The sequence below is a fragment of the Kitasatospora sp. NPDC096077 genome (genome assembly GCF_040303245.1).
Taxonomy (GTDB): Bacteria; Actinomycetota; Actinomycetes; order Streptomycetales; family Streptomycetaceae; genus Kitasatospora.
In genome coordinates, this window is record NZ_JBEOSV010000003.1 from 1 (window position 1) to 18531 (window position 18531).

General features: G+C 73.2%; 15 protein-coding genes and 1 pseudogene. 10 read left to right on the forward strand and 6 right to left on the reverse strand.

The window, feature by feature from the left end; translation table 11 throughout:
- Window positions 1-749: 749 nt before the first annotated feature.
- From ABTZ03_RS03595 to ABTZ03_RS03605, 3 genes and pseudogenes are all read right to left on the reverse strand, one after another.
- Window positions 750-1973, reverse strand: a pseudogene (locus ABTZ03_RS03595) (GGDEF domain-containing protein); the annotation flags it as partial.
- A gap of 325 nt (window positions 1974-2298) precedes the next feature.
- On the reverse strand, window positions 2299-3420 hold the full coding sequence (locus tag ABTZ03_RS03600) for an adenylate/guanylate cyclase domain-containing protein (protein WP_350511212.1): 1122 nt from the start codon (window positions 3418-3420) through the stop codon (window positions 2299-2301).
- 173 nt (window positions 3421-3593) lie between these two features.
- Window positions 3594-4487 carry a biotin--[acetyl-CoA-carboxylase] ligase gene (locus tag ABTZ03_RS03605; RefSeq protein ID WP_350511213.1) on the reverse strand — a complete coding sequence of 298 codons (894 nt, stop codon included), beginning with the start codon at window positions 4485-4487 and terminating at the stop codon, window positions 3594-3596.
- A 245-nt stretch (window positions 4488-4732) separates the two neighbouring features.
- Between ABTZ03_RS03605 and ABTZ03_RS03610 the strand changes: the two genes are divergently transcribed.
- The 6 genes from ABTZ03_RS03610 (at window position 4733) to ABTZ03_RS03635 (ending at window position 10400) form a co-directional block, all read left to right on the forward strand.
- Window positions 4733-6343 (forward strand): acyl-CoA carboxylase subunit beta, encoded by a 1611-nt coding sequence (locus ABTZ03_RS03610; protein WP_502894379.1) that lies wholly within the window; start codon window positions 4733-4735, stop codon window positions 6341-6343.
- Between the two features lie 29 nt (window positions 6344-6372).
- Window positions 6373-6594 carry an acyl-CoA carboxylase epsilon subunit gene (locus ABTZ03_RS03615; protein ID WP_350511214.1) on the forward strand — a complete coding sequence of 74 codons (222 nt, stop codon included), beginning with the start codon at window positions 6373-6375 and terminating at the stop codon, window positions 6592-6594.
- A gap of 156 nt (window positions 6595-6750) precedes the next feature.
- Complete coding sequence (gene mmpB / locus ABTZ03_RS03620) at window positions 6751-6891, forward strand: morphogenic membrane protein MmpB (protein ID WP_350511215.1); 141 nt, start codon at window positions 6751-6753, stop codon at window positions 6889-6891.
- A gap of 58 nt (window positions 6892-6949) precedes the next feature.
- The gene (locus tag ABTZ03_RS03625; RefSeq protein WP_350511216.1) at window positions 6950-7552 is read left to right on the forward strand and encodes a nucleoside triphosphate pyrophosphatase; all 603 of its coding nucleotides are present in this window, start codon (window positions 6950-6952) and stop codon (window positions 7550-7552) included.
- Between the two features lie 65 nt (window positions 7553-7617).
- The gene (locus tag ABTZ03_RS03630) at window positions 7618-8388 is read left to right on the forward strand and encodes a hypothetical protein (RefSeq protein WP_350511217.1); all 771 of its coding nucleotides are present in this window, start codon (window positions 7618-7620) and stop codon (window positions 8386-8388) included.
- 236 nt (window positions 8389-8624) lie between these two features.
- A complete protein-coding gene (locus ABTZ03_RS03635; protein ID WP_350511218.1) occupies window positions 8625-10400 on the forward strand; it encodes an acetyl/propionyl/methylcrotonyl-CoA carboxylase subunit alpha in 1776 nt (591 codons plus the stop codon).
- Window positions 10401-10561: 161 nt separating this feature from the next.
- Here the strand turns inward: ABTZ03_RS03635 and ABTZ03_RS03640 are convergent, their stop codons facing one another.
- Complete coding sequence (locus ABTZ03_RS03640; protein ID WP_350511499.1) at window positions 10562-11515, reverse strand: DeoR/GlpR family DNA-binding transcription regulator; 954 nt, start codon at window positions 11513-11515, stop codon at window positions 10562-10564.
- Between the two features lie 236 nt (window positions 11516-11751).
- Window positions 11752-13200 (reverse strand): NAD(P)H-quinone dehydrogenase, encoded by a 1449-nt coding sequence (locus ABTZ03_RS03645; protein ID WP_350511219.1) that lies wholly within the window; start codon window positions 13198-13200, stop codon window positions 11752-11754.
- A gap of 99 nt (window positions 13201-13299) precedes the next feature.
- Between ABTZ03_RS03645 and ABTZ03_RS03650 the strand changes: the two genes are divergently transcribed.
- The 3 genes from ABTZ03_RS03650 to ABTZ03_RS03660 all read left to right on the forward strand — a co-directional run bounded on the left by ABTZ03_RS03650 (window position 13300) and on the right by ABTZ03_RS03660 (window position 16584).
- Window positions 13300-13737, forward strand: a complete 438-nt coding sequence (locus ABTZ03_RS03650; protein WP_350511220.1) for a gamma-glutamylcyclotransferase family protein — start codon at window positions 13300-13302, stop codon at window positions 13735-13737.
- A 147-nt stretch (window positions 13738-13884) separates the two neighbouring features.
- The gene (locus ABTZ03_RS03655) at window positions 13885-14706 is read left to right on the forward strand and encodes a purine-nucleoside phosphorylase (RefSeq protein WP_350511221.1); all 822 of its coding nucleotides are present in this window, start codon (window positions 13885-13887) and stop codon (window positions 14704-14706) included.
- Window positions 14707-14865: 159 nt separating this feature from the next.
- Entirely contained in the window at window positions 14866-16584 is a 1719-nt protein-coding gene (locus ABTZ03_RS03660; protein WP_350511222.1) for a phospho-sugar mutase, read from the forward strand.
- A 60-nt stretch (window positions 16585-16644) separates the two neighbouring features.
- On the opposite strand, the gene ABTZ03_RS03665 is transcribed toward ABTZ03_RS03660, so the two are convergent.
- Complete coding sequence (locus tag ABTZ03_RS03665; protein WP_350511223.1) at window positions 16645-17325, reverse strand: PH domain-containing protein; 681 nt, start codon at window positions 17323-17325, stop codon at window positions 16645-16647.
- A 218-nt stretch (window positions 17326-17543) separates the two neighbouring features.
- On the opposite strand from ABTZ03_RS03665, the gene deoC reads away from it, so the two are divergent.
- Window positions 17544-18530: a deoxyribose-phosphate aldolase gene (gene deoC / locus ABTZ03_RS03670; RefSeq protein ID WP_350511224.1), complete on the forward strand. Its 987-nt coding sequence runs from the start codon at window positions 17544-17546 to the stop codon at window positions 18528-18530.
- Window position 18531: the final 1 nt, after the last annotated feature.

The following is an 18531-nucleotide window of genomic DNA, read 5'->3' on the forward strand; positions in this document are numbered from 1 at the left end:
CGGGTGATTTTCAGACTGCCAACGGCGGTCGGGCACAGTCGGACAGGGTCGGCAGTCCGAAAATCACCCAGCCCCCGGAGCACCCACCCCCGGAACCGCCCCCGGCGTCACCCACCCTCCCGAGAGCCCACCCCAAACGACAAACCCCCCACCCCTCACAACACCGGAGGCGAAGCCGCCCCCGCCAACGCCACCGCCACCAACGCCCGCATCGCACAAGCCGCCTGCCCCAACGGCAAAGTGGCATCATCCGCAAAGAGCTCCACCAACCACCCACCCGCCGGATTCTGCCCACCCGCCGCGACCATCCCCCGGTACCCGGACACCACGAGCATCGCCTCCTCCGCCGGATCGTTCCCCGCCGCCCCCGCCCGCAGGGAGAAGGCGCCCCCACGGACGGCCCGGCGGGTCATCGGGTAGTGGCGGAGGTCGAAGACGGCGTCCGGGGCCTCGATCTGGGCGCGCTGGGTCTCGGCGCGAGTGCTGCTGGGGCCACTGGTCATCCGGTAGACGGCGTGCTGGGCGGTGCGCATCCGCTGGGAGCCGGGCGGGACGTACGAGACCCACCAGCCGACCGCGTCGAGCAGTCGGGCGGAGGTCTCGGCGACGACCACCAGCTTGCCGAGGGTGTCGGCCGGGTGGACGGCGCGGGCCGCCGCCGCCTGGTCGAGGGAGGCGAGCACCGCGGTGAGCAGCTGCCCGGGGTCGGCGCTGTGGGCGGCGCCCCGGAACCGCCGCCGGTCGGCGGTGCCCGGTCGGCCGCCCGGTCCGCGCCGTCCGTCGGCCCGGTGGTGCGGGTCGGCGGCGTCGGCCAGCAGCACGGTGGGGTCGGGCGAGAAGCCGGGGCCGTGGCTGCGCCCGGCGACCACGGGATGGGCGGCGCGGGCGGCCTTGGCCCGGTACTGGGCGGCGTCGGCGAGCCGGAAGAGCCGGTCGGGGGTGGTGACCGGCCCGATCGAGTCGCCGGTGGAGGCGACCCCGCAGGCGACTCCCTCGCCCTCGGCGAGGGCGAGCGCCCGCGCGCACAGCTCCTCGGCGACGGCGACCACCTCGTCGGCCTTCTGACCCTCGGCGAGCAGACAGAACTCGTCGCCGCCGAGTCGGGCGGCCAGGCTGCCGGGCAGTTTGGCGGCGGCCAGCGAGAGCTGGTGGGCGAAGCGTTCCAGCAGCCGGTCGCCCATCTCGTGGCCGAGCTGGTCGTTGACCCGCTTGAGCCCGTTGACGTCGCAGACCACCAGCGAGACCACGGTGTTGTCCCGGTTGTGCGCCTCCAGCGCGCTGTCCAGCCGGGCGTCGACGGCACGTCGGTTGGCGAGGCCGGTCAGCGGGTCGGAGAAGGCGAGCCTGCGCAGGTCGGCGAGGCGTTCGGTCTGGGCGAGCCCGGCCGAGATCTGGGCGGCGAGCAGGGTCGCGTAGTCGGCGTCGGCGTCGGTGAAGGCGGGCATGCCGGCCGCCCGGGCGAGGTAGAGCTCGCCCCAGGCCTGTCCGTGCAGCACGATCGGCGCGACCACGCAGCACGCACGCCCGCGCCGGCGCAGTGCGGCGGCGCGTTCCTGGCAGTACGCGCCGGCGGTCGGATGCGTGTGTCCGGCGTGCGGCTCGATGTTCTCCGCCGTCTGCAGCCAGGCCCGCGGCAGCCGCCCGGTGGTCCAGCGCTCCTCCAGATAGGTGACGATCTCCGGGAAGTCCGCGACCGGGTACGACTCGTCCTCCGGCAGCTCCTCCTCGCCGGGGGCGAGGTCACCGTGGTTGACCAGCACCCGCAGCCGGCCGGACTCGCGGTCCCAGACCGAGACGGCGGCCATGGTGGCGCCGAGCGCCTCGGTGGCCCGGGTGGCGGCGGCCCGGACGGCCTCCAGCGGGGTGAGCGCCCCGGCCATGTCCTGGGCGAGTTCGACCACCGACTGCAGCCGCAGGTCGGGCAACGGGTCTGGGTGGTGCGGGCCGTCGCAGTCGCAGCCGCGGTCCGTCATGATCGCCTCACTGCTCACCGGCTCGCCTCGCTCCCTGTGCTCGGTCCTGCCGGACCCCCGCCCGCGGACCCCCACCGGTCGACCGCACCCGCGTCCGGCCGCTTGCACCAAGACTATGGCGATTTCGTTCGGTTATGCCCCGTTTGCCCGGATGGACCCGCACCGGACCGTACGACCTTCAACCGTTCGGCCACCCGAAGAAGCCCGGCCGAGCCCACGAAACCACCCCACGAAACCACCCCACGAAGCCCGCCCACGGAGCCCGCCGAAGCCGACCCGGCGAAAAGACCTACCCCGGCGAGGCCCGGCGAACCCGACCGCCCCGCTACTCGGCCTTCACCCGCCGCGACAGCAGCCACGGCTCCACCAGCCCCAGCCCCCGCACCGGCCGCCGCCACATCGGCTGCAGATGGAACCGCGCCCCCGCGTCCGGCCCCGGCATCGGCAGCCCGGAGGCCGGCATCCCGGCCGCCACCGAGAGCGCCTCGGCCAGGCCCGGCCCCTCCGAGTCGGCCGGGGCGACGCTGCCGTTCTGCTCCAGCGCGGCGGCGAACTCCCCGTCGATCAGCACCGCGTCCTTGGGCGCGATCGAGGTGAGCCGGCTGGCCAGGTTGACCGTGGTGCCGAAGACGTCGCCCATCCGCTGGGTGACCGTCCCGAAGGCCATGCCGACCCGCAGCGCCGGAATGGTGTCGTCCTCGGCCAGCGCGTCGATCAGGCTGAGCGCGATCTCGGCGGCGGTGGCCGGGTCCTCGGAGACGTAGAGGATCTCGTCGCCGAGGGTCTTGATCACCCGGCCGCCCTGGCCGGCGATCAGGTCGGAGCAGGTGTTCTCGAAGGTCTCGACCAGCTCGCCGAGCTCCTCCTCCTCCAGCCGGCGGGACAGCCGGGTGAAGCCGACCAGGTCCGCGAAGCCGACCGCGAGCCGACCGCTGGTGATCTCGTGGTCCTCGGCGGCCTGCACCACCCGGCCGGTGACGGCGGCCAGCTGGCGCCGCCAGACGTACACCAGGAACTGCTCCAGCTCCGGCAGCAGCAGCTCGACCAGCGGGTACGCCACGTCGGCGCGGGTCAGCCCGGGCTCGACGGCCTGGGTGAGGTTCTCCAGGAAGGTGTCCATCTGCCAGCCGGCCAGCCGTGCCGTGGTCTGGCCGGTGGACCGGGCCACCTGGATCGCCATCGACTCGCTGAGCAGCCCGGACTCGACCAGGCCAGCGAGGCGCCGCAGCGCGATCACGTCTCCGTCGGTGAGCGCCCGGGACTGCCCGATGTCGGGGAAGCCCATCGCCCGCCAGAACCGGGTGGCCAGCTCCATCGGGACGTCGGCGGCCCGCGCGGCCTGGTACGGGGTGTAGCGGCGTGGTGCGTCCAGGATCAGGCGTTCCAGTTCGAGCGCGACCGTGGGGTCGTGGCCGCCCGCCGTCCCGCTGCTGCCTTCCTCTGCCACCGGTCCGTCCCCGTGCGGTCGCCGCACTTGCCTCGTGTCCTACCGGTCCGGGCGCACCGCCCGCCACCCGGACGGACAGTGGCGCGCCTCACACCGCTGCCAGGTGGAATGTTCGCACGGAATCACGTGATCCGGAGCATCCGCCCGAGTCAAGGAGAGGTGAAGACTGCCGTTCAGCGCGGCTCGGGGCGGACGTGGACCACGTCCCCCGCGCCGACCGCCCGGCGTGCGCCGTCCTCGGTACGGACCACCAGCCGGCCGTCCCCGTCGATCGCCACCGCCTCGCCGACCAGTTCGCGGTCGCCGGGCAGGTGCACCTTCACCCGGCGGCCGAGCGTGCTGCAGCGGTCCACGTACGCGCGCAGCAGGTCGCTCGCGTGCGGGTCCCCGGCGGCGGCCGTCCACTCCCGGTACAGCCCGGCGAACTCGCGCAGCAGGGCGCGCAGCAGCACGGAGCGGTCGGTGGTGGTGGCGCCGGCCAGGGCGAGCGAGGCCGCGGTGGGGACGGGCAGTTCGGCGGCGCGCAGCGAGACGTTCAGGCCCATCCCGACCACCACCGCGCCGCCGCTCAGCTCGGTGAGGATGCCGCCGAGCTTGCGCTCCGCGCCGTCGATCTCGGTCTGGAGGTCGTTGGGCCACTTCAGCCCGACCTCCACCCCGGCCACCCGGTCCAGGGTGCTGGCGACGGCCACCCCGACCAGGATCGGCAGCCAGCCGTACCGCTCGACCGGCACCTCCTCGGGGCGCAGCAGGAAGGACAGGAACAGCCCGGAGCGGTCCGGGGCGGTCCACTGCCGGTCCAGCCGGCCGCGCGCGGCGCGCTGGGCCTCGGCGACCAGCACGGTGCCATGGGGGGCGCCGGCCCGGGCCCGCTCGGCGAGGTCGCTGTTGGTGGAGCCGGTCTCGGCGACGACCTCCAGGGAGGTCCACAACCCGCCCGGGACGACCAGCTCACGGCGCAGCGCCTCCTGGTCCAGCGGCGGCCGGTCCAGGTCGGTCCAGGGGGACGGCCCGGTGCGGCCGAAGCCGCGCAGTCCGCTGCGGCGGGGGGTCTCGGATGCGGTCATGGGGGCAACCCTAGAACGCGGCCCGCGCACCGGCAGGACGGGCCGACGGCGCACCGCAGAGGCGCAGTCCGCCCCATCGTCCCGCAGAACGCTCGTTAACACACTGTGTCGATGGCCATAACGCCAGGACGTGCCGGATCGCCCTTCGCGCTGGCTACGCTACGCAGCGGTAGTTCGCAGCGCCGCCCTGCCTCCTGCGCGAGCCCCCGATCCCGGCCCGCGCGCACCCGAACAGGTCGCGGCCGATGATCAGGGAGAGCCACCGGATGACCGAGGCGCCGTACGACCCCCACACCACCGCCGGCAAGCTCGCCGACCTGCGGCGCAGGCTGGACGAGGCGGTGCACTCCGGCTCGTCCAAGGCCGTGGAGAAGCAGCACGCCAAGGGCAAGCAGACCGCCCGCGAGCGGGTCGTGGAGCTGCTGGACGAGGACTCCTTCGTCGAGTTCGACGAGTTCGCCCGGCACCGCTCGACCAACTTCGGCCAGGAGAAGAACCGCCCGTACGGCGACGGCGTGGTGACCGGCTACGGCACCGTCGACGGCCGCCAGGTCGCCGTCTTCGCCCAGGACTTCACCGTCTTCGGCGGCTCGCTCGGCGAGGTCTTCGGCGAGAAGATCGTCAAGGTGATGGACTTCGCGCTGAAGACCGGCTGCCCGGTCATCGGCATCAACGACTCCGGCGGCGCCCGGATCCAGGAGGGCGTGGTCTCGCTCGGCCTGTACGGCGAGATCTTCCGCCGCAACGTGCACGCCTCGGGCGTCATCCCGCAGATCTCGCTGATCATGGGCCCCTGCGCGGGCGGCGCGGTCTACTCCCCCGCGATCACCGACTTCGTGGTGATGGCGGACCGGACCTCGCACATGTTCATCACCGGCCCGGACGTGATCAAGACCGTGACCGGCGAGGACGTCGGCATGGAGGAGCTGGGCGGCGCCCGCACCCACAACACCAAGTCCGGCAACGCCCACTACCTGGCCTCGGACGAGAAGGAGGCGATCGAGTACGTCAAGAGCCTGCTCTCGTACCTGCCCTCCAACAACCTGAGCGACCCGCCGTCCTACCCGGAGCAGGCCGACCTCACGGTCACCGACGAGGACCTCGAACTCGACGCCATCGTGCCGGACTCGGCGAACCAGCCGTACGACATGCGCAAGGTGATCGAGCACATCGTCGACGACGGCGAGTTCCTGGAGACCCAGCCGCTGTACGCGGGCAACATCATCACCGGTTTCGGCCGGGTCGAGGGCCACGCGGTCGGCATCGTCGGCAACCAGCCGATGGACCTGGCCGGTTGCCTGGACATCAACGCCAGCGAGAAGGCCGCGCGCTTCATCCGCACCTGCGACTCCTTCAACATCCCGGTGCTGACCTTCGTGGACGTGCCCGGCTTCCTGCCCGGCACCGAGCAGGAGTGGGACGGCATCATCCGGCGCGGCGCCAAGCTGATCTACGCCTACGCCGAGGCGACCGTCCCGCTGATCACCGTGATCACCCGCAAGGCCTTCGGCGGCGCGTACGACGTGATGGGCTCCAAGCACCTGGGCGCCGACCTCAACCTGGCCTGGCCGACCGCGCAGATCGCGGTGATGGGCGCGCAGGGCGCGGTCAACATCCTGCACCGCCGGGAGATCGCCGAGGCCGAGGCGGCCGGCACCGTCGAGGAGAAGCGGGCCGAGCTGATCGCCTCGTACGAGGACACCCTGCTGAACCCGTACCTGGCCGCCGAGCGCGGCTACGTGGACGCGGTGATCGCCCCGAGCGAGACCCGCCGGCACATCGTCCGGGGCCTGCGGGCGCTGCGCGGCAAGCGCGAGGTGCTGCCGCCCAAGAAGCACGGCAACATCCCCCTGTAGGCACCATCCCTCTCGGGAGAGAACCAGCCATGTCCCCGATCCACGTGCTGCACGGGCAGCCGACCCCCGAGGAGCTCGCCACCGTCCTGGCGGTGGTCCAGGCCCGGGCCGCCGCCGCGCAGGCCGCCGCCGAGGCGGCGCGTCTGGCGGGCGCCGGCCCGGCCTCCCCCTGGAACGACCGTTCCCGGCTGCTCCGCCCCGCCCTCCACCCGGGCGTCAACGCCTGGCGGACCTCGGGCTGGGCGCGCTAGCAACTCCTCGTCCGGAGCAGGAAGTCGGCCGGTCCGACTTCCTGCTCCGCACGCTCTCCGGCACCCGCGCCACGGCCCGAACCGCCGCCCGCTTTGCCCGAAACCTGAGTACGGATACTCAGGCGCCCCGGCCCGGCCGCGGCGCACTCTGGACGGGTGCTCTGGTCAGATCCCGAGGACGAGCCCTCGCCCGAGGCCCGTCGCATGCAGGAGCGGATGCAGCGGGCCGGCAAGGTGCTGGCCGCCATGGTCCTGGTGGGCTCCGTGCTGATCATGCTGACCCGGTACTTCACCTGACCGGTCACTCGACCGTTCACCCGAACGGCGGACACGGGCACCCCCTACCCTGGTGGGCATGACCGACCAGCGCGCCCTCGTCCTCGCCTCCGCCTCCCCCGCCCGCCTCGGACTGCTGCGCCAGGCGGGGCTCGACCCCCGCGTGGTGGTCAGCGGCGTCGACGAGGACGCGATCACCGCCGCCACCCCCGGCGAGCTGGCCCTCGTCCTGGCCGAGGCCAAGGCGAAGGCCGTCGCCGCCGAACTGACCGGCGGCGAGCTGGTGATCGGCTGCGACTCCGTTCTGGAACTGGACGGCCTGGCCCTCGGCAAGCCCGCCGACGCCGCCGAGGCGCTGGCCCGCTGGCAGTCCATGCGCGGCCGCGCCGGGGTGCTGCGCACCGGCCACTGCGTGATCGACACCGCGACCGGCCGGCAGTCCTCCGCGACCGCCTCCACCACCGTCCGCTTCGGCACCCCGGACGACGAGGAGGTGGCCGCCTACGTCGCCTCCGGCGAACCGCTGTACGTGGCCGGGGCGTTCACCCTGGACGGCCGCTCGGCGCCGTTCATCGAGGGCATCGACGGCGACCCGGGCAACGTGATCGGCCTGTCCCTGCCGCTGCTGCGCCGGCTGCTCGCCGACCTCGACCTGCGGATCACCGACCTGTGGACCAAGTGACCTGCCGCATTCGGCCGTTGTACCCCTAAGCTGACCGGCGTTCGAACGGGGAGGGAACGCGGGCGATGACCGACAACGTGCTCAACGTGGTGCTCGGCCTGGTGGCCAGCGCCATCAGCGCCGGGCTCGGCTGGCTGGCCCAGGCCCTGCGGCGGCGCCGGAAGGTCGAGCGGGTCCGGGAGTTCTTCGGGCTGCCGGCCGGCAGCGAGTGCCTGATCGTGGTGCCGCGCAGCATCGGGGCGGGCTCGCACGCCAACACTGTGACCCGCCGGGACGCCTACGCGCTGATGTGGCTGGCCGGTCTGGTCGAGGAGTGCGGTGCCCGGCCCGAACTGGTCGCCCACGACGCCGCGCACCGCGGCCTGGGCGCCAAGACCGAACTGTGCCTGGGCGGTCCGGTCAGCAACGAGCGGATGGCCGCCCACATCGCCTGGGGCCTGCCCGGCGTGCTGGTCACCTCCGGTCCCGGCCCGGGCAGCAACGTGCTCGTGGTCGGCGACCGGGACTTCACCGCCGACCGCGAGCAGGCCCACACCCTGCTGGCCCGGATCGCCACCCCGGACGGCGGCCGCCCGGTCTTCCTGATCGCCGGCCAGACCGGCACCGCCAACCAGGCCGGCGTCCGCTACCTGGTGGCGCACCACCGCGAACTCGCCCGCCGGCACGGCCGGAACGGGACCTTCGCGCTCGTCCTGCGGGTGGTCAACCCGGAGGCGTACGGACCGGACATGGTCGAACTGGCCGCCGACGTGACGGCCGAGGCCCTGCGCCACCCCTCGGCCACCCCGGCCCCGCCACCGGCACCGGCACCGGCGCCCGCCGCCGGCCCGGTTTGACCGGACCGCGGGAAGGTGTGTTCCATGCCACCGTCCCGCCGCGCCGCGGCACGGTCACCCACCGTCCACCACGGGCGTCCGACCGGACCGGTCACGACCTGCGAAGTCGTCGTCCGCCCGGTTCCGCGGGCCCGAAATCCCATCACGGTGCGTGTGGGATAGTTCACAACCTGGGGCTACTCGCCGGTACCGCCCAGGAATCCATAAACTCAACGAGGTTCAAGAAGGGAGCCACAGTGCGCAAGGTGCTCATCGCCAACCGCGGGGAAATCGCCGTCCGCGTCGCCCGGGCCTGCTCGGACGCCGGTATCGCCAGCGTCGCCGTCTACGCCGAGCCGGACCGGGATGCGCTGCACGTCCGCGCGGCCGACGAGGCTTACGCGCTGGGCGGTGACACCCCCGGCACCAGTTACCTGGACATCGCCAAGGTCCTCAAGGCCGCCGAGGACTCCGGCGCCGACGCCGTCCACCCCGGTTACGGCTTCCTGTCGGAGAACGCCGAGTTCGCCCAGGCCGTCCTCGACGCGGGTCTGACCTGGATCGGCCCGCCGCCGCAGGCCATCCGCGACCTCGGTGACAAGGTCACCGCCCGGCACGTCGCCCAGCGCGCCGGCGCCCCGCTGGTGGCCGGCACCCCGGACCCGGTCTCGGGTGCCGACGAGGTCGTCGTGTTCGCCCGCGAGCACGGCCTGCCGGTCGCCATCAAGGCGGCGTTCGGCGGTGGCGGCCGCGGCCTGAAGGTCGCCCGCACGCTGGAGGAGATCCCGGAGCTGTACGAGTCCGCGGTGCGCGAGGCGGTCGCCGCCTTCGGTCGCGGCGAGTGCTTCGTCGAGCGCTACCTGGACAACCCGCGGCACGTGGAGACGCAGTGCCTCGCGGACAAGCACGGCAACGTGGTGGTCGTCTCCACCCGTGACTGCTCGCTGCAGCGCCGGCACCAGAAGCTGGTCGAGGAGGCGCCCGCGCCGTTCCTGACCGAGGCGCAGAACGCCGAGCTGTACCGCGCCTCCAAGGCCATCCTCAAGGAGGCCGGCTACGAGGGCGCCGGGACCTGCGAGTTCCTGGTCGCGCTGGACGGCACGATCTCCTTCCTGGAGGTCAACACCCGTCTGCAGGTGGAGCACCCGGTCACCGAGGAGGTCACCGGGATCGACCTGGTCCGCGAGATGTTCCGGATCGCCGACGGCGAGGAGCTCGGCTACGGCGACCCCGAAGTCCGCGGCCACTCCTTCGAGTTCCGCATCAACGGCGAGGACCCGGGCCGCAACTTCCTGCCCGCGCCCGGCACCGTGACGCTGTTCGCCCCGCCGTCCGGCCCGGGCGTGCGGCTGGACTCCGGCGTCGAGAGCGGCTCGGTCATCGGCCCGGCCTGGGACTCCCTGCTGGCCAAGCTGATCGTCTCCGGCCGCGACCGCAAGCAGGCCCTGGAGCGGGCCAAGCGGGCGCTGAACGAGTTCAAGGTCGAGGGCATGGCCACCGCCATCCCGTTCCACCAGGCGGTCGTCACCGACCCGGCGTTCGCGCCCGAGGTGCACGGCGGCGACGGGCCGTTCACGATCTACACCCGTTGGATCGAGACCGACTTCGACAACACCATCCCGCCGTTCGCGGGCTCGGCCGGCGAGGCCGAGGAGGCGGAGACCCGGGAGACCGTGGTCGTCGAGGTCGGCGGCAAGCGGATCGAGGTCTCGCTGCCGTCCTCGCTGGGCGTCGCGGCGGCCCCGGCGGCCGGCCCGGCGGGCGGCGCCAAGGCCAAGCGCCGGGTGGGCGCCAAGAAGGCCGGCTCGGCCATCAGCGGTGACACCCTGGCCTCGCCGATGCAGGGCACCATCGTCAAGGTCGCCGTCGAGGAGGGCCAGGTCGTCGCCGAGGGCGAGCTGATCGTGGTCCTGGAGGCGATGAAGATGGAGCAGCCGCTGAACGCCCACAAGGCGGGCACCGTCGTCGGCCTCAAGGCCGAGGTGGGCGCGAGCGTCAGCAGCGGCGCCGCGCTGTGCGAGATCAAGGACTGACCCGATCGAGGGCTGACCTGATCGGGCACCGACCCGATCGAGGACCGACGTAGGCGCGGTCCGTCAATCGACCGACCGGTCCGTACTCCCTTCGGGGGGTGCGGACCGGTCGTGTTTCCACCACCGGCCCAGCCGCTCGGCACGCCGCGGCGGCCCCGGACTCAGCGCCCGCGCGGCAGGCCCATCTCGGCCAGCCGGACCGGCATCCCGCCCGGGCCCAGCGGCCCGCCGTGGGCGCCGGGTCGGCGCTGGCCGGGCAGCGGGGCGGCGCCGGGCGGCGGGACCGGACGGCGCCCCAGCGGGCCGGGCTGGGTCTGGTGCACCGGACCGCTGCCGGTGCCGTGCACCGGGGCGTCACCGCCCGGCCCGCCGAGCGGGGCGAGGTCGATCTGCACCCCGCAGTCGGCCAGCGCGTCCAGCTCCCGGGCGGTGGCGTCGTCCGAGGTGGCCTGCTCGTCGGTGACCAGCCGGGTGATGGTCTCGGTGGCGACGGTCTGGAACATGCCGGCCGCGCCGAGCTTGGTGTGGTCGGCGAGGACGATGACCTCGGCGGCCGCCAGCACCATTGCCCGGTCCACGCTCGCGGACAGCATGTTCGCGGTCGACAGCCCCCGCTCGGCGGTCAGCCCGCTGCCGGAGATGAAGGCCTTGGTGACCCGCAACCCCTGCAAGGACTGCTCGGCCCCACTGCCCACCAGGGCGTAGTTGGAGCCGCGCAGGGTGCCGCCGGTCATCACCACCTCGACCCGGTTGGCGTGCGCCAGCGCCTGGGCCACCAGCAGCGAGTTGGTGACCACCGTCAGCCCGGGCACCCGGGCCAGTCTGCGGGCCAGCTCCTGGGTGGTGGTGCCGGCGCCGACCACCACCGCGTCGCCCTCCTCCACCAGCCCGGCGGCGAGGTCCGCGATGGCGCTCTTCTCCGCCGCGGACAGGTGGGTCTTCTGCGGGTAGCCGGGTTCGCGGCTGAAGCCGCCGGGGAGCACCGCGCCACCGTGCCGGCGGTCGAGGAGCCCTTCTGCCTCCAGCGCCCGCACGTCCCGGCGCACGGTCACTTCGGAGGTCTGGACGACGCGGGCCAACTCCCGGAGCGAGACGGCTCCGTTGGCGCGCACCATTTCGAGGATCAACTGGCGACGTTCTGCTGCAAACACAGAACCGACGGTAACCTGCGTGACCGTCTGCTTTCAGGCGTTTGCAGCTGGTAGCGGGAATTGCTCACGCAAGAGCGGCGCGTGACCGTACAATACGCGCCGTCAACAACCCGGAACTGCGCCCGCCGTCCGGGTGACGATCATGCCCGCGCGAAGGGCGGCCGCCGATCGGCAGCCGCCCTCAACTGTGCGCCTTGAGCTCAGGATTCGCCCGCGGCCCGCTTGCGGACGTGCAGCTGCCGGGCGGCCTCGGCGGTCGAGCCGGAGACGGACGGGTAGACGGTGAAGGCGCTGGCCACCTGTTCGACCGTCAGATTGGCGTCCACCGCGAGCGCGATCGGGTGGATCAGTTCGCTGGCCCGCGGGGCGACCACCACGCCGCCGACCACGATGCCGGTGCCCGGGCGGCAGAACAGCTTCACGAAGCCGTCCCGGATGCCCTGCATCTTCGCCCGCGGGTTGCCGCGCAGCGGCAGCTTGACCACGACGGCGTCCATCTTGCCGCACTCCACGTCGGCGGCGGTGTAGCCGACGGTGGCGATCTCCGGGTCGGTGAAGACGTTGGAGGCCACGGTCTTCAGGTTCAGCGGCTGCACCGCGTCGCCGAGCGCGTGGTACATCGCGATCCGGCCCTGCATGGCCGCCACCGAGGCGAGCATGAAGACGCCGGTGCAGTCGCCGGCCGCGTAGACGCCCGGGGCGCTGGTGCGGGAGACCCGGTCGACCTGGATCTGGCCCCAGTCGTTGAGCTTGACCCCGGCCTCCTCCAGGCCCATCTCCGCGGTGTTGGGGATCGAGCCGACCGCCATCAGGCAGTGGGTGCCCTCGATCACCTTGCCGTCCGAGAGGGTCACCTCGACCCGGTCGCCGATCCGCTTGGCGCTCTCCGCGCGGGAGCGGCTCATCACGTTCATGCCGCGGCGGCGGAAGACGTCCTCCAGCACCTCGGCGGCGTCCGGGTCCTCGCCCGGCAGCACCCGGTCGCGGCTGGACACCAGGGTGACCTTGGAGCCGAGCGCCTGGTAGGCGCCGGCGAACTCGGCGCCGGTGACGCCGGAGCCGACCACGATCAGCTCGCGGGGCAGCTCCTCCAGGTCGTACACCTGGGTCCAGGTCAGGATCCGCTCGCCGTCCGGCTGGGCGTCCGGCAGCTCGCGCGGGTGGGCGCCGGTGGCGATCAGCACCGCGTCGGCGCGCAGCGACTGCACATTGCCGTCGGGGCCGTCCACCAGCACCTCGCGGGAGCCGTCCACGGCCTGCCCGCCGGCGCCGAGCCGGCCGCGGCCGCGCAGCACGGTGACCCCGGCGCGGGTGACGGACTGGGTGATGTCGTGGGACTGCGCGATCGCCAGGCGCTTGACACGGCGGTTGACCTTGCCGAGGTCCACCCCGATGACCTTCCGGTCCTCGTCGGTGCCGTCCCGGTCGACCGTGATGCCCAGCTCCTCGTACGAGCTGTCGAAGGTGGTCATCACCTCCGCGGTCGCGATCAGGGTCTTCGACGGCACGCAGTCCGTGAGCACCGCCGATCCGCCCAGACCGTCGCTGTCGACGACGGTCACCTCCGCGCCGAGCTGGGCCGCCACCAGGGCCGCCTCGTAGCCGCCGGGTCCGCCACCGATGATCACGATCCGAGTCACGTACCCCATTGTCCCGCACGCCGGGAGCGGCGCCACAAGGGGGTCCGGGCTCAGAACGTCCGTCCACTCACCCCCGTCCCGTGCGCCACCCGGGCTACGCTGACGTCCATGCCCCTTTACGCCGCGTATGCCACCAACCTCGATGCCCGGCAGATGACCCGCCGAGCCCCGCACTCGCCGCTCCGCGGCACGGGGTGGCTGGACGGCTGGCGGCTCACCTTCGGCGGCGAACAGCTCGGCTGGGAGGGCTCGCTGGCCACCGTCGTCGAGGACGGCAAGGACCGGGTGTTCGTCTCCCTCTACGACATCGCGCCGATGGACGAGGAGGGCCTGGACCGCTGGGAGGGCGTCCAGCTCGGCATCTACCGCAAGATCAAGCTGCGGGCGCAGACCCTGGACGGCGACATCCCGGTCTGGACGTACGTGCTCAACGACTACGAGGGCGGCCTGCCCGCGGCCCGCTACCTCGGCCTGATCGCCGACGCCGCCGAGAGCGCCGGCGCCCCGCACGACTACGTACTGGACCTCCGCCGCCGGCCCTGCTGACCGACCGGCCCGATGTCCGTACGTATCGACAACCCGGTCATCCCAAAAGCACCTCCGAGCTGTGTTTTCGGGTCAACCGGGTAACGATCCGGCATGCCGCGGCGGAATTTCTACGCGCGTAGCCGAAAGCCGTCTATCCTCGGACCCGTGAACGCTTCTCCTCAGTCGGTCGTCTCCGCCGACCCCTACGCCGCCGCCCAGGCCGCCGCCGAGCGCCTGCGCGAGCTGACCGGTGCCGAGCGGCACGACGTCGCCCTGGTGATGGGCTCCGGCTGGGTGCCGGCCGCCGACGCCCTGGGCGAGACCGTGGCCGAGTTCCCGGTCACCGAGCTCCCGGGCTTCCCCGCCCCCGCCGTGGCCGGCCACGCCGGCAAGATCCGCTCGGTGAAGATCGGCGACAAGCGCGCCCTGATCTTCCTCGGCCGCAACCACTACTACGAGGGCCACGGCGTGGCCACCGTCGTCCACGGCGTGCGCACCGCCGCCGCGGCCGGCTGCGGCATCATCGTCCTGACCAACGGCTGCGGCGGCCTGCGCCAGGGCTGGACCCCGGGTCAGCCGGTCCTGATCAGCGACCACATCAACCTGACCGCGGACTCCCCGATCGTCGGCGCCAACTTCGTCGACCTCACCGACCTCTACTCCAAGCGCCTGCGCGCGCTGTGCCACGAGGTCGACCCGAGCCTGGACGAGGCCGTCTACGTCCAGTTCCGCGGCCCGCACTACGAGACCCCGGCCGAGGTCAACATGGCCCGGGTGATCGGTGGCGAGCTGGTCGGCATGTCCACCACCCTGGAGGCCATCGCCGCCCGCGAGGCCGGCGCCGAGGTGCTCGGCATCTCCCTGGTCACCAACCTGGCCGCCGGCATGACCGGCGAGCCGCTCAACCACGAAGAGGTGCTGGAGGCCGGCAAGGCCTCCGCCGAGCGCATGGGCGAGCTGCTGGCGAAGGTCCTGGAGCGGATCTGACCCCTGCCGGGCGCAGAATCATGAACGACGGGGCCCACGGGCGCGTGATCCGCTGATCACGCCTTCCCGCGGGCCCCGTCCGCATGTGCACACCTCTTCTCACCTTTGCGCGGAACCCTCCGGTCGACCCCCGACGCACTCCCCGATGGAGCAGGCAATATGACGCAGGCACTCAACCCCGACCTCCTCGCCCGGGCCCGGACCTGGCTGGCCGAGGACCCCGACCCGCAGACCCGCGAGGAGCTGGCCGCCCTGCTGGCCCGCGCCGAGGGCCCGGAGGCCGACGAACCCTGCACGATCGCCTGGGCCGAACTCGCCGAGCGCTTCGCCGACCGCCTCCAGTTCGGCACGGCCGGCCTGCGCGGCGAGCTCGGCGCCGGCCCGATGCGGATGAACCGCGCCGTGGTGATCCGGGCCGCCGCCGGCCTGGTCGCGTACGTGAAGAAGCAGGGCCTGGGCGACCTGGTCGTGATCGGCTACGACGCCCGCCACAAGTCCTACGACTTCGCCCGGGACACCGCCGCCGTGGTGGTCGGGGCCGGCCTGCGCGCCGCGCTGCTGCCCCGCCCGCTGCCGACCCCGGTGCTCGCCTTCGCCGTCCGCCACCTGGGCGCGGCCGCCGGGGTGACCGTCACCGCCAGCCACAACCCGCCGCAGGACAACGGCTACAAGGTCTACCTGGGCGACGGCTCGCAGATCGTCCCGCCGGCCGACGCCGGGATCGCCGCCGAGATCGACGCGATCGGCTCGCTGGACGACGTCCCGCGCGCCTCGGAGGGCTGGGAGGTGCTCGGCGAGGACGTCATCGAGGCCTACCTGACCCGGGCCGTCTCCATCGTCGACGCGCACAGCCCGCGCGAGCTGGCCGTGGTCTACACCCCGATGCACGGCGTCGGCCGCGACACCCTGGTCGCCGCCTTCCGCCGGGCCGGCTTCGCCGAGCCGACCGTGGTCGCCGAGCAGGCCGAGCCCGACCCGGACTTCCCGACCGTGGCCTTCCCCAACCCGGAGGAGCCGGGGGCGATGGACCTCGCCTTCCGCACCGCCGCCGAGGCCGGCCCCGACATCGTGATCGCCAACGACCCGGACGCCGACCGCTGCGCGGTGGCCGTCCCGGTCCACACCAACGCGGCGGGCAGCGGCAACGGCACCTCCGGCTGGCGGATGCTGCGCGGCGACGAGGTCGGCGCGCTGCTCGGCTCGGCGCTGGTCGCCAAGAAGGCCGAGGGCACCTTCGCCACCACCATCGTCTCCGCCACCCTGCTCGGCCGGATCGCCGAGGCCGCGGGCCTGGGCTACGCCGAGACGCTGACCGGCTTCAAGTGGATCTCCCGCGCCGACGGCCTGCGCTACGGCTACGAGGAGGCGCTCGGCTACTGCGTCGACCCGCAGGGCGTCCGGGACAAGGACGGCATCACCGCCGCCCTGCTGGTCGCCGAGCTCGCCGCCACCCTCAAGCAGTCCGGCCGGACGCTGAACGACCTGCTGGACGACCTGGCGCTGGAGCACGGCCTGCACGCCACCGACCAGCTGTCCGTCCGGGTGCAGGACCTCTCGCTGATCGCGGACGCCATGCGCCGGCTGCGCGAGCAGCCGCCGACGGTGCTGGCCGGGCTGGCCGTCGCCCGCGCCGACGACCTGGCGGCCGGCTCCGCCGAGCTGCCGCCCACCGACGGCCTGCGCTACTACCTGGCCGGCGACGACGTCCGCTCCGCCCGGATCGTGGTCCGCCCCTCCGGCACCGAGCCCAAGCTGAAGTGCTACCTGGAGGTCGTCCTCCCGGTCGCCGCCGCGGCCGACCTGGCCGCCGCCCGGGAGCGCGCCGCCGCCCTGCTGGCGACCATCAAGCAGGACCTCGCCGAGGCCGCGGGCATCTGACCCGGAGCACGGGGAAGGGCCCGCCGGTTCCGACCGGCGGGCCCTTCCGTGCGTGCGGGATCAGACCGCGATCACCGTGATCAGGGCGACCAGGCCCACCAGGGCCGGGGCGATCACCCACCAGCACCAGCGGACGACCAGCGGGCCGGCCGCGTCGGGACGGCGCCCGTTGCTCTCGGCCATCTCGGTGAGCACGTCGGTCACCTGGTCGGACCAGGCGCGGGTGGGGTCGGGCGAGCCCTGGACGACCGGGTTGGTCCGGGCCGCGAGCCCCATCCCCAGGCCGGTCCGGGAGGCGTGCTCGGCGTTGCCGCGGCTCTGCGCCCGGGTGGCCCGCTTGCGCTGGCGCAGCGACACCGGGACGGCCCACACCTGGTACTTCTTCTCGCCGGCGAGCAGTTCGACCGAGTAGCCCGCGCGCAGCGCGTCGACCGAGGCCCAGGGGGCGGTGATGGTGCGCCAGGGGTTGCGGACCACCAGGCGGCTGCGGTTCGCGAACACCGCCGGGCGCAGCGTGTAGGCGATCACCGGGAGGGCGAACACCGGGATCGCCGCGAGCGCGACGTACGGGGTCTTCCCGCCGCCGGTCACCACCGCGTCGCCGATCAGCCAGGCGGCGACGGCCAGCAGGAACACTCCGGAGATCACGCCGGGGACGGAGCGGTACACGCGGTCCGCGTACTCGGGTTCCCCGCCGGGGGCGGCCTGGCCCGGGTGGGGCTTGCCGTCGGATTCGGTCATGGCGTCGATTCTGCCCCATGCACCCCTCACCAGCGGGTCTCGGTCCGGCCACGAATGCCGGGCCCGGGCGCCCGGGGGCGGCGGGCCGGGGCGCGGGGCCGGGGGCCGGTCGGCGCGGGACGCGGGGCCTTCGAGGTCTCGGTCCGGCCACGAATGGCGGCCGAAAGGTGGCCGCCCTAGCGGTCGGCTACGCGCGTAGATATGCTGCTCTGGTGACTATGTCCACTGTTGCAGCCAATGCCCCCGGCGTTGCGGGCAGCGGCCTCGCGGACGTTGCGGCGTCCGAGGCCTCCCTCCGCCGCTTCCTGCACGGCCTGCCCGGCGTCGACCAGGTCGGCCTTGAGGCGCGAGCCGCCACCCTCGGTACCCGCTCGATCAAGACCACGGCGAAGGCCTATGCCATCGACCTGGCGATCTCCATGATCGACCTGACCACGCTGGAAGGCGCGGACACGGTCGGCAAGGTGCGCGCCCTGTGCGCCAAGGGCAGGACCCCCGACCCGACCGACCCGACCACCCCGCGCGTCGCCGCCATCTGTGTCTACCCGGACATGGTCGCCACCGCGAAGGACGCCCTGCGCGGCACCGACATCCAGGTCGCCTCGGTCGCCACCGCCTTCCCGGCCGGCCGCGCCGCCCTCCCGGTCAAGCTCGCCGACACCGCCGACGCGGTGGCCGCGGGCGCCGACGAGATCGACATGGTGATCGACCGCGGCGCCTTCCTCTCCGGCCGCTACTTCGACGTCTACAACGAGATCGTCGCCGTCAAGGAGGCGTGCAAGCGCGCCGACGGCAGCTACGCCCACCTCAAGGTGATCTTCGAGACCGGCGAGCTGAAGACCTACGACAACGTCCGCCGGGTCTCCTGGCTGGCGATGCTGGCCGGCGCCGACTTCATCAAGACCTCCACCGGCAAGGTCGCCGTCAACGCGACCCCGCCGGTCACCCTGCTGATGCTGGAGGCGGTCCGCGACTTCCGCGCCGCCACCGGCGTCCAGGTCGGCGTGAAGCCCGCCGGTGGCATCAAGACCACCAAGGACGCCATGAAGTACCTGGTGATGGTCAACGAGACGCTCGGCGACGACTGGCTGACCCCGCACTGGTTCCGCTTCGGCGCCTCCAGCCTGCTCAACGACCTGCTGATGCAGCGCCAGAAGCTGGCCACCGGCCGCTACTCCGGCCCCGACTACGTGACGGTGGACTGAT